At 62.5% G+C, this 10,563-nt stretch carries 10 protein-coding genes; 6 read left to right on the forward strand and 4 right to left on the reverse strand.

Going from position 1 to position 10,563, the window contains the following annotated elements:
• Positions 1 to 85: 85 nt before the first annotated feature.
• Positions 86 to 862, reverse strand: a complete 777-nt coding sequence (locus LVD08_RS22020; RefSeq protein ID WP_247269251.1) for an IclR family transcriptional regulator — start codon at positions 860 to 862, stop codon at positions 86 to 88.
• A gap of 174 nt (positions 863 to 1,036) precedes the next feature.
• Between LVD08_RS22020 and LVD08_RS22025 the strand changes: the two genes are divergently transcribed.
• The 4 genes from LVD08_RS22025 to LVD08_RS22040 all read left to right on the forward strand — a co-directional run bounded on the left by LVD08_RS22025 (position 1,037) and on the right by LVD08_RS22040 (position 5,627).
• Positions 1,037 to 2,776 (forward strand): FAD-dependent oxidoreductase, encoded by a 1,740-nt coding sequence (locus LVD08_RS22025; protein ID WP_247269252.1) that lies wholly within the window; start codon positions 1,037 to 1,039, stop codon positions 2,774 to 2,776.
• Positions 2,760 to 3,593 carry an aldo/keto reductase gene (locus LVD08_RS22030; protein WP_247269253.1) on the forward strand — a complete coding sequence of 278 codons (834 nt, stop codon included), beginning with the start codon at positions 2,760 to 2,762 and terminating at the stop codon, positions 3,591 to 3,593. Before LVD08_RS22025 ends, LVD08_RS22030 begins: the two co-directional genes overlap by 17 nt.
• Positions 3,594 to 3,782: 189 nt before the next feature.
• Positions 3,783 to 4,673, forward strand: coding sequence for a KPN_02809 family neutral zinc metallopeptidase (ypfJ, locus tag LVD08_RS22035; protein WP_247269254.1), 891 nt, complete (start codon positions 3,783 to 3,785; stop codon positions 4,671 to 4,673).
• The gene (locus LVD08_RS22040; RefSeq protein WP_247269255.1) at positions 4,674 to 5,627 is read left to right on the forward strand and encodes an alpha/beta hydrolase; all 954 of its coding nucleotides are present in this window, start codon (positions 4,674 to 4,676) and stop codon (positions 5,625 to 5,627) included.
• Between the two features lie 115 nt (positions 5,628 to 5,742).
• On the opposite strand, the gene LVD08_RS22045 is transcribed toward LVD08_RS22040, so the two are convergent.
• From LVD08_RS22045 to LVD08_RS22055, 3 genes are all read right to left on the reverse strand, one after another.
• The gene (locus tag LVD08_RS22045; protein ID WP_247269256.1) at positions 5,743 to 6,336 is read right to left on the reverse strand and encodes an HAD family hydrolase; all 594 of its coding nucleotides are present in this window, start codon (positions 6,334 to 6,336) and stop codon (positions 5,743 to 5,745) included.
• Entirely contained in the window at positions 6,333 to 7,202 is an 870-nt protein-coding gene (tesB, locus tag LVD08_RS22050) for an acyl-CoA thioesterase II (protein WP_003228466.1), read from the reverse strand. Before tesB ends, LVD08_RS22045 begins: the two co-directional genes overlap by 4 nt.
• Positions 7,203 to 7,307: 105 nt before the next feature.
• Positions 7,308 to 7,877, reverse strand: a complete 570-nt coding sequence (locus LVD08_RS22055; RefSeq protein WP_027612866.1) for a GNAT family N-acetyltransferase — start codon at positions 7,875 to 7,877, stop codon at positions 7,308 to 7,310.
• 82 nt (positions 7,878 to 7,959) lie between these two features.
• Here LVD08_RS22055 and LVD08_RS22060 point away from each other — a divergent pair, with 82 nt between their 5' ends.
• Positions 7,960 to 8,880 carry a histone deacetylase family protein gene (locus LVD08_RS22060; protein ID WP_041065146.1) on the forward strand — a complete coding sequence of 307 codons (921 nt, stop codon included), beginning with the start codon at positions 7,960 to 7,962 and terminating at the stop codon, positions 8,878 to 8,880.
• A 281-nt stretch (positions 8,881 to 9,161) separates the two neighbouring features.
• A complete protein-coding gene (locus tag LVD08_RS22065) occupies positions 9,162 to 10,403 on the forward strand; it encodes a TIGR03862 family flavoprotein (RefSeq protein WP_247269257.1) in 1,242 nt (413 codons plus the stop codon).
• The last annotated feature ends 160 nt before the right edge of the window (positions 10,404 to 10,563 follow it).

Here is a 10,563-nt window from a genome sequence, read left to right on the forward strand (position 1 = left end):
CTGCCGCAGGCTGCGATCTTTTGACTTTGATTTTCAAGACCAAAAGATCGCAGCCTGCGGCAGCTCCTACAGGGATCGGTGCGAGTCAGACGAACAATTCGGACGCTAGACTCGCCGCCGACAACTCCTCGGTAAACTTCCTCAGCAGCGGCGCCAATTCGTGCAGTCGCGCGCCGGGCATCCGTGCGCTTGGCCCGGCAATGCTCAGTACACCGATCACCCGCCCGTCAACGGGATGCTTGACCACCGCGGCAATCGCCGAGGTGCCCACCGCCGAACTTTCCTCGACACAGGCATAACCCTGTTCCCGCGCCAGGCGCAGGCGCTCCAGCAGTTCGATATTGGAGCGCGGCGCATTCGGCCCGACGCCCATCGGAACTTCCGCGCCTTGGCGCTCGACCAGCGACAAGGCTTCGGCGTCGCTCATGCAGGCCAGCCACGCGTGCCCGGAAGCGGTGTAGAACAGCGGCGCATCGCGACCCATATCCGGGTCATAACGCAGGCCCGTCCGTGCGCCCTGCGCCTTGGCGATCCAGGTCTGGCGCTCGCCATCGATCACCCCCAGGCGCACCAGTTCGCCGGTTTCCTGAGCCAGTCGATCCAGCACCGGCTGCACGATGTCAGCACCGCTGCTCGACAGGTACTGAAACCCCATCGCCACCAGTTTGGTCGACAGGTGATAGCGCAAAGTCTCGGCATTCTGTCGCACGTAGCCCAGCCGGATCAGCTCCGCGAGCATCCGGTGCGTGGCACTTTTCGGGATGTCCAGTTGCTCGGCCAAGGTCTGCATCGGCAGCCCGCGCGGCTCACTGGTGAGGCTTTCCAGCACGCTGAAAACCCGTTCGATCTGACTGCCGGCCATGGGAAGGTCCAAGTGAAATTTTGCCGATTCTAGAAGACATCCGAGACAAAGCGAAATCCGGAACTGGCCGTGCGATAACCGCCCACTTTACTGAACCATGCCTTGTTGCAGCTGAACTTCATTGGTTAATTTCTGGAATCTATTTCCAATAACCCAGTTGCGGAGCTTTGCCTGATGCCTGCCGAACTTCCCGAAATCGACTGCGACGTTCTGGTCGTCGGCTCCGGTGCCGCCGGTTTATCCACAGCGGTCACTGCCGCATGGCACGGTCTGAAGGTCATCGTGGTTGAAAAAGATCCGGTGTTCGGCGGTGCTACCGCGTGGTCCGGCGGCTGGGCATGGGTGCCGTGCAATCCGCTGGCCCGACGCGCCGGCATCGTCGAAGACGTCGAGCGACCGCGCACTTACCTGCGCCACGAACTCGGTGAGCATTACGACCCGGCAATGGTCGACGCATTCCTCACTGCCGGGCCACACATGGTCGCGTTTTTCGAACAGCACACCGCTCTGCAATTTGCCGACGGTAACGCCATTGCCGACATTCATGGCGATACGCCCGGCGCGGGCACGGGCGGTCGCTCGGTCATCGCGGCGCCTTACGACGGACGAACAGTCGGACGCCTGCTCAGGCGCCTGCGTACAACAATGCGCGAAACGTCCTTCATGGGCATGCCGATCATGGCCGGCGCTGACCTTTCGGCGTTCCTCAATCTCACCCGTTCGCTGAAAGCCGCGTGGCATGTAACCCGTCGTTTTACCCGACACTTGCTCGATCTGGCGGTACACGGCCGGGCCATGCAATTGGTCAACGGGGTGGCGTTGGTCGCAAGGCTGGCGAAGTCCGCCGAGGACCTTGGCGTTTTGTTATGGGAGTCGGCACCCGTTACCGAGCTGCTGCGCGATGAAGCAGGGGTTTGCGGCGCGCTGGTCAACAGCGCCAAAGGCCCGATCCGCATTCATGCACGCAAAGCCGTGGTGCTGGCCGCCGGCGGATTCGCCAACGACGTCGAACGGCGCAAGGCCTTGTTTCCGCGCACGCCCACGGGTCATGAACACTGGGCACTGCCACCGCTGGCGGTGAACGGCGACGGCCTGCGCCTGGGCGAAAGCGTCGGCGCCACGGTCAACACCGACCTGGCGTCACCCGTGGCCTGGGCGCCGGTCTCGCAAGTGCCGCATGCCGACGGCAGCATCGGCCATTTCCCACACATCATCGAACGCGGCAAACCGGGAATCATCGGCGTACTGCGCAACGGCCAGCGCTTCGTCAACGAAGCCAACGGTTACTACGACTACGTCAGCGCCATGGTTGCCGCCACGCCTGAAGGCGAAGAAGTCGCCTCGTGGCTGATCTGCAGCCGTGCCTTTCAACGGCGTTATGGCTTGGGCATGTCGCGGCCATTTCCCGTTCCGGTGTCAGGATTTATCCGCAGCGGCTATCTGAAAACCGGCAACACCCTGGAAGAATTGGCCAGCGCCTGCGGCATCGATCCCAGTGGATTACGCCGCACGGTGGATCACTACAACCTGCAGGCTCGCCTTGGCGAAGACCCGTTGTTCGGTCGCGGTTCAACGTCCTACAACCGCAAGCAGGGCGATCCGGCGAACCTTCCCAACCCTTGCGTTGCCCCAATAGAAGCCGGCCCTTTTTATGCCGTGAAAGTGCAGCCGGGCTGCTTCGGCACCTTTGCCGGGCTCAAGGTCAACCCGCAGGCGCAAGTGCTCGATGCCCATGCCCAGCCCATCGCCGGGCTCTACGCCGCCGGTGGCGACATGGCCAGCATCATGGGCGGGCACTATCCGGCAGGCGGGATCAACCTCGGCCCGGCGCTGACTTTCGGCTACATCGCCGCTCGGCATATCGCCGGCATCACTGCTTTCGAACAGGAGATCGACCATGCAGCACATCGTTAACGCCCAAGGTTTGAACATGCCGAAACTCGGCCTCGGCACCTGGCCGATGCTCGGCGACGAATGCACCCGTGCCGTCGAGCAAGCACTGGAACTCGGCTACCGGCACATCGACACGGCAGCGGCCTACAACAACGAAGACGCGGTCGGACAAGCATTGGCGAATACTCCGACACCCCGCGAGCAGATTCATTTCACCACCAAGGTCTGGTGGGACCAGTTGCAACCGGACGCCATGCGCCACTCGATGGAACGAAGCCTCAAGGCCTTGCGCAGCGAGTACGTCGATCTGTTCATGATCCACTGGCCGAGTACCGATTGGGATCTGCCGCGCACTCTCGACACCCTGGCCTCGTTCAAGGAACAGGGTCTGGCTCGCAACATCGGCGTGGCGAATTTTCCGCTGCGGCTGCTGCGCACAGTCGTCGAGGAATACGGCATCCCTCTGTCAGCGATCCAGGTCGAGTACCACGTCCTCCTCGGCCAGAACGCCCTGCTCGACTACGCGCGCCAACACGATCTGGCACTGACGGCCTACACGCCATTGGCGCGTAACAAGGTCTCGGAGATTCCACAGATTCAGCAGATTGCCGAAAAACACGGCGTGCTGCCGACTCAGGTGGCGTTGAAGTGGCTGCTGGATCAGCCCAACGTCGCGGCGATTCCCAAAGCCAGCAGCCGCGCCAATCAACTGGCGAACCTGGCTTCGCTGCAGGTTGAACTGGACGCTGAAGACCGCGCACTGATCGCCGCGCTGCCGAAGAATCAGCGTCAGGTCAGCCCGGATTTCGCCCCGGTGTGGGATGCCTTCGATCGCTGACGCACAGCGCGCCGAGAGAAATCCGCCGACGGATTGAATTAGTCGCGCACACGCTCGTCAATAACAGGCCCGCCCTCGTCACCCGAGGCCGGGCCTGTTTGCGTGTACGCCAATAGACGGACGACCGGACTGGCGCCACACTCCCACACCAGCAACACTCATCACCACGAACAGAAAGAGGATTCCCACATGCTATGGAAAAAAGGCCGACGCAGTGACAACGTCGTCGATGCCCGTGGCGATGATAGCGGCGGCGGTGGTGGCATGCGGTTCGGTGGCGGCAAAGGCCTGAGCCTGGGGGCGATCCTGCTGATCGTCGGCATCGGCTGGATCACCGGACAGGATCCGTTGCAGATCCTCGGCCAGCTCACTGGGCAAATGACCGAGCAATCGGCACCGGCCAGTACGCAGACGCGTCAGGCGCCACCGGCCAACGACCAGCAGGCCGAATTCGTGCGTTCGATCCTCGGCGATACCGAAGACACCTGGGGCGCCATCTTCCAGCAAGCTGGTCGCCAATATAAGGACCCGACCCTGGTGCTGTTCAGCAACCGGGTGAATTCCGCCTGCGGTCTGGCGACTTCGGCGACCGGCCCGTTCTATTGCCCGGCAGATCAGAAAGTCTATCTGGACATGGCCTTCTTTCAAGAAATGGCCCAGCGCTTCAAGGCCGCCGGTGACTTCGCCCAGGCCTACGTGATCGCGCACGAAGTCGGCCACCATGTGCAGACGCTGCTCGGCGTCTCGGCAAAAATTCAGACGGCCCGTCAGCAGGGCCGGCAGATGCAGGGCGACGGCGGTTTGCTGGTGCGTCAGGAATTGCAGGCCGACTGCCTGGCCGGCGTCTGGGCCTACCATGCGCAGAAGCGCCTGAACTGGCTGGAACCGGGTGACGTCGAAGAGGCCTTGAATGCGGCAAACGCCATCGGTGATGATCGCCTGCAACAACAGGGTCAGGGCCGTGTGGTGCCGGACTCGTTTACCCATGGCACGTCGGCGCAAAGGATGCGCTGGTTCAAAACCGGTTTCGCCCAGGGCCAGGTCGGCCAGTGCGATACCTTCGCGGCGAAAAACCTGTAAATGCGCAAATGGCTTCTGGCTTTACTGATCATCGGCGGCAACGCGCACGCGGCAGGCGTCGATGCCATCAGCCCCGGGCGCCTGCAATTCGAGGCCGGCGAAATGGCCGTCGGCATCAGCCCGGCACCGGAAAAAATCGAGCGGGTGTTGATCGTCATTCACGGACGGCTGCGCAATGCCGAGACCTACCGCAAGAGTGCCGAACGCGCCACCGAACTGGCCGGGCAAACGGCGCACACGCTGGTGATCGCGCCGCAGTTTCTCAACGAAAGCGACGTCGCCCTGTACTCCCTGCCCAACACATTGCTGCGCTGGAAAGGCAACGAGTGGATGGGCGGCGGGTTATCCACAGGGCCGAAGCCGCTGAGTTCCTACGCCGCACTCGACGCCATCGTCGCCCGGGTCAGCGACCGCAAGCAGTTTCCGGATGTGCAGCAGATCGTGATTTTCGGCCATTCCGGTGGCGGACAAGTGGTGCAGCGCTATGCCCTGCTGGCCAAAGAGCAACCGGCGCTGAAGGCCAATGGCATTCGCCTGCGCTATGTGGTGGCCAATCCGTCGTCGTACGCGTATTTCAACGAACAGCGGCCGGTAGCGTTCGATCACGCACAGTGCACGGGTTTCAATCGCTGGAAGTACGGTCTGGCAGACATGCCGGTGTACGCCGGTGGGCAAACGCCATTGCAGCTTGAGAGCAGCTACATCAAACGCGAAGTGATTTACCTGCTGGGGCAGCAGGACATAGACCCGCAACATCCGGCGCTGGACAAGAGTTGCGCCGCCGAGGCACAAGGCACGTATCGGCTGGAACGCGGCAAGCTGTTTTTCGGCTACCTGCTGCGCCGGCATCCGGAAGGGGTCAATCAGCGGCTGGTTGAAGTGCCCGGGGTCGGGCATAACGGCGATGGGATGTTGACGTCGCCGGAGGGGCTGAAAGCGCTGTTTGATCAGTAATTCTTGCGGTGGCCGTTCTGGCCTCTTCGCGAGCAAGCCCGCTCCCACATTTGGAATGCATTCCCCTGTGGGAGCGGGCTTGCTCGCGAAGGCAATCTGACAGGCACCGAAGATCTCAGGCCAAAAGCATCCGCCGCAACTCGACACAATCCTGCGCATGCCAGTCCGTCAGCTCCGGCCACGGGTTGTCCGGCAGATTCACCAGCACCGTCCGTGCCCCGGCCGCCCGCCCGCAATCGAGATCAAAGCGGTAATCCCCGACCATCACCATTTCGCTGGCCGGCACGCTCCAGGCTTCGGCCAGTTTCAGCAACCCGCCGGGATGCGGCTTCGGTGGCGCTTCATCGCGGCCCAGCACATCTTCCACGGCGAAGCAGTCGGCCAGGCCGATGGCGTCGAGCGTCACATGCGCGAGTTCCCGCGCATTGCGGGTCAGGATGCCCAGGCGATAGCCACGCCCGTGCAGGTCGCGCACCAGCTCCACCGCACCGGCAGCCGGTTTCGAACCCAGCGCCAGATCGCGCTCATGCTCCAGCAACCACGCGTGTTTCGCCGCGGCCTCCTCGGCCGGCAGCGAAGCGAGGTGGGTGAGAATGTCGTCCTCGGGCGGAATCGCCAGCGCCACGCGGATCGCCGCAAAGTCATGCACGGCGACGGTCAGGGTGCCGTCCATGTCGAACACCCAGTGCTTCACATCGCTCAGGCTCATGCCCAATCCTTGCGGTGACGAATCAGGCCTTCCTGGGTCACCGACGCCACCAGTTGCCCGGCGCGGTTGTACACGCTGCCACGGGAGAATCCCCGGGAATTGCCGGCCCACGGGCTGTCCATCGCGTAGAGCAACCAGTCATCGGCGCGCAGATCGTTATGGAACCACAGCGCGTGATCGAGGCTGGCGACCTGCATGTCTTTCTGCCAGACCGACTTGCCGTGCGGCAGCATCGAGGTGGTCAGCAGACCGAAGTCCGAGGCGTAGGCCAGCAGGTACTTGTGCAGCGCCGGAATATCCGCCAGCGCACCGTCGGCACGGAACCACACATACTTCACCGGATCGGCCGGCTGCGGGTTGTACGGATCCTTTTCGGTGACCGGGCGCACTTCGATCGGTTTCGGGCACAGCAGTTTTTCGCGCATGTGTTCGGGGATCAGGTGCGCGCGTTGCTGGGTCAGTTCCAGCTCCGACGGCAGGTTTTCCGGGCCGACCACCACCGGCATCTGGCTCTGGTGCTCGAAGCCTGCCTCGTCGTACTGGAACGACGCGCTGCAGGTGAAGATCGGGTGGCCCTTCTGGATCGCTGTGACCCGTCGGGTGCTGAAGCTGCCGCCGTCACGCACGCGATCCACCGAATACACCACCGGCAACTTGGCATCGCCCGGACGCAGAAAATAACCGTGCATCGAATGCACGTGGCGCGCCTCTTCAACCGTCTGACTGGCCGCCGACAGCGACTGACCGAGTACCTGACCACCGAACAACTGACGGAAACCCAAGTCCTGGCTGCGGCCACGGAACAGGTTTTCCTCGATTGGCTCCAGGGTCAGCAGGTCGACCAGATCTTCCAACACTTGGCTCATTCAGACTCTCCTCACACAACGCTATGCCGCGCAGTCTTGGCTGCGGCGGCCCATTCAGGTTCTGGCGCGAGCCACTGTCGCGCCATTGTAAACGTCCGTGTCGGCTTAGCCATGCAGGGTTTGCAGCCATTGCTCCCTGGTAATTCGGTACAACAGATGCCGCCGCAACGGGTGATCGACGGCAAGTTTGGGGTGATCGAAATCATCGGCCGGATCGTGCTGCATGCCAATCGCCTGCATGACTTTCTCCGACGGCAGATTGCTCTGGGCGGTGAAGGACACGATTTCCTTCAGTCCCAGCCGATCAAAACCTGCGCGCAATGCCGTCCACGCCGCCTCACTGGCATAGCCCAGCCCCCAATGCTCGCGGGCCAGACGCCAGCCGATTTCCACCGCCGGGGTGAACGGCGCATCGAAACCGACCACACCCAGGCCAGTGAAACCGATGAACTCACCGCTGTCCTTGCGCTCCAGCGCCCACAGACCGAAACCGTGCTCGGCAAAATGCCCGCGCACCCGGCCAATCATCGAGGCACTTTCCAGACGGCTGAGCGGGGCCGGAAAGTAACGCATCACCTGAGGATCGGCGCACATCGCCGCAAATTCCGGCAAATCCTCGTCGCGCCACTGACGCATCAGCAGGCGTGCGCTTTCGAGTTGCTGAATCGGCTCCATCATGCCCCTCCATTTCCATGCCGCAAGTCTACATCGCTGGTAGGATCGTTCACTCTTTCCATCGTTCCTACATGAAGTTGCCATGCCCCTGCCGCTGATCTACCACGAAGACTACAGCCCCGAGTTTCCGGCGGATCACCGCTTTCCGATGGACAAATTCCGCTTGCTGCGCGACCACCTGGTCGACAGCGGCCTGACCCGCGACGCCGACCTGCTGCGTCCCGAGATCTGCCCCAACGACATCCTCGCCCTGGCGCATGACCGCCGCTATATCGAACGCTACATGAGCGGAGAGTTGTCCCGCGAAGACCAGCGGCGCCTTGGCCTGCCGTGGAACGAAGCCTTGGCGCGGCGCACGGTGCGGGCGGTCGGCGGCTCGATTCTGGCGGCGGAAAAAGCCCTCGAGCATGGTCTGGCCTGTCACCTCGCCGGCGGCACCCATCACGCTCACTACGACTACCCGGCCGGGTTCTGCATCTTCAACGACCTGGCGATCATCAGCCATTACCTGCTGCAAAGCGGTCGGGTGAACCGGGTGCTGATCTTCGATTGCGACGTGCATCAGGGCGATGGCACCGCGCGGATCCTGCATGACACTCCGGAGGCGATCACCGTATCCCTGCATTGCGAAAAGAATTTTCCTGCACGCAAGGCCGAAAGCGACTGGGACATTCCGTTGCCCAAAGGCATGGGCGATGCCGACTATTTGCAGGTGGTGGATGACACCCTCAACTACCTGCTGCCGCTGTATCAACCGGACCTGGTGCTGTACGACGCCGGGGTCGATGTGCACAAGGACGACGCCCTCGGTTATCTGCAGCTGACAGACGAAGGCGTTGCCGCCCGCGATGAAAGCGTGATGCGCCATTGCCTGGGCCGCGACATCCCGGTAGTCGGCGTGATCGGCGGCGGCTACAGCAAGGATCGCCACGCCCTCGCCCGCCGCCACGGCATCCTGCATCACAGCGCGCAACGGGTCTGGACGTCACACGGATGTCACTAAGCTGTGCTGCGTTACCCACAATCGCTGTGGAACGGCCTGTGGATAACCTGAGCGAAAGGGACTACAGGCCATATCGAACATGGCGTACAGCGCGATGGTTATTTTTTAACCACATACTGAATTCACCTCGATCTCTTTGTAGGAGTGAGCCTGCTCGCGATGGCGGACCAACATTCAGCACTTATGTCGCCTGATAAACCGCCATCGCGAGCAGGCTCACTCCTACAAAGGTCTGCGCTGTTAGAATGCGCGCCTTATCCCGCCATACCGCAGCGCACGCCATGACCCAGAACTCCGCCCCCCACCCCGCTCACGTCGCCATCATCGGCGGTGGCCCCGCCGGCCTGATGGCCGCCGAAGTGCTGAGCCAGGCCGGCGTGCGCGTCGATCTGTACGACGGCATGCCCTCGGTGGGGCGCAAGTTCCTGCTGGCCGGGGTCGGCGGCATGAACATTACTCACTCCGAGCCTTACCCGGCATTCCTCGCGCGCTACGCCGAACGCGCGCCGCAGATCGCGCCGTTACTGCGCGGTTTCGACGCCGACGCGTTGTGCCGCTGGATTCATGAACTGGGCATCGAAACCTTTATCGGCAGCTCCGGCCGGGTGTTCCCCACCGACATGAAAGCCGCGCCGCTGCTGCGCGCCTGGCTCAAACGCCTGCGCGACAGCGGCGTGGTTATCCACACCCGCCATCGCTGGCTCGGCTGGGATGAACACGGCGCACTGCGCATCAGCAGCCCCGACGGCGAAATCACCGTCAAACCCGATGCCACCCTGCTCGCCCTCGGCGGCGGCAGTTGGTCGCGCCTGGGTTCGGATGGCGCGTGGATGCTGCCTCTGGAGCAAAAAGGCGTAGGACTGGCGCCGTTGCAGCCGAGCAATTGCGGATTCGAGGTGCAGGCCTGGAGCGAATTGCTTGTCAGCAAATTCGCCGGTGCACCGCTGAAAAATGTCGCCATCGGTTTGAACGACGATATCCCGCGCTTGGGCGAATGCGTGATTACCGCAACCGGGGTCGAAGGCAGCCTGATCTATGCGCTGTCGGCACCGATTCGCGAGGCGATCAATACGCAGGGTTCAGCCACCGTGCACATCGATCTGTTGCCCGGCCGACCTGTGGATAAATTGCAGGCAGCGTTGAGCAAACCGCGCGGTTCGCGTTCGATGGCCAAGCATCTGCACAGTCAGGTTGGAATTGATGGGGTGAAAGCGGCGTTGTTGCGTGAGCTGACCGACGCGGCAACCTTCGCTGATCCGGCGTTGTTGGCGCGGGCGATCAAGGCGTTGCCGCTGACCTTGGTGAAAACCCGTCCGCTGGACGAAGCCATCAGCAGTGCCGGTGGCGTGACGTTCGAAGCGCTGGATCAGCGTTTGATGCTCAAGGCGTTGCCGGGGGTGTTCTGTGCGGGGGAGATGCTGGATTGGGAAGCGCCGACAGGCGGCTATCTGCTGACCGGGTGCTTTGCCAGTGGCCGGGCGGCGGGATTGGCAATGTTGGAGTGGTTGCAGAGTAAGGGCTGAAGACCGCGGCGCGCCCTTCGCGAGCAAGCCCGCTCCCACAGGAGATCTGCATTTCACTGAAGACCAATGTGGGAGCAACTGTCTTACTACCACCGTTCGTCACCGCCACTCTGTGCCGTCTCGCAGCATGGCATTCAGTCTGATCAGCAGTATTCGCATA

Source organism: Pseudomonas sp. YL2 (assembly GCF_023063025.1).
GTDB lineage: Bacteria > Pseudomonadota > Gammaproteobacteria > Pseudomonadales > Pseudomonadaceae > Aquipseudomonas > Aquipseudomonas putida_A.

Bases quoted from the DNA above. Each gene is read 5' to 3' on its own strand.
- ypfJ (WP_247269254.1), top strand. From the start codon at position 3,783: ATGCTATGGAAAAAAGGCCGACGCAGTGACAACGTCGTCGATGCCCGT.
- LVD08_RS22055 (WP_027612866.1), bottom strand. From the start codon at position 7,877: ATGGAGCCGATTCAGCAACTCGAAAGCGCACGCCTGCTGATGCGTCAG.
- LVD08_RS22065 (WP_247269257.1), top strand. From the start codon at position 9,162: ATGACCCAGAACTCCGCCCCCCACCCCGCTCACGTCGCCATCATCGGC.
- tesB (WP_003228466.1), bottom strand. From the start codon at position 7,202: ATGAGCCAAGTGTTGGAAGATCTGGTCGACCTGCTGACCCTGGAGCCA.
- LVD08_RS22040 (WP_247269255.1), top strand. From the start codon at position 4,674: ATGCGCAAATGGCTTCTGGCTTTACTGATCATCGGCGGCAACGCGCAC.
- LVD08_RS22030 (WP_247269253.1), top strand. From the start codon at position 2,760: ATGCAGCACATCGTTAACGCCCAAGGTTTGAACATGCCGAAACTCGGC.
- LVD08_RS22045 (WP_247269256.1), bottom strand. From the start codon at position 6,336: ATGAGCCTGAGCGATGTGAAGCACTGGGTGTTCGACATGGACGGCACC.
- LVD08_RS22060 (WP_041065146.1), top strand. From the start codon at position 7,960: ATGCCCCTGCCGCTGATCTACCACGAAGACTACAGCCCCGAGTTTCCG.
- LVD08_RS22020 (WP_247269251.1), bottom strand. From the start codon at position 862: ATGGCCGGCAGTCAGATCGAACGGGTTTTCAGCGTGCTGGAAAGCCTC.
- LVD08_RS22025 (WP_247269252.1), top strand. From the start codon at position 1,037: ATGCCTGCCGAACTTCCCGAAATCGACTGCGACGTTCTGGTCGTCGGC.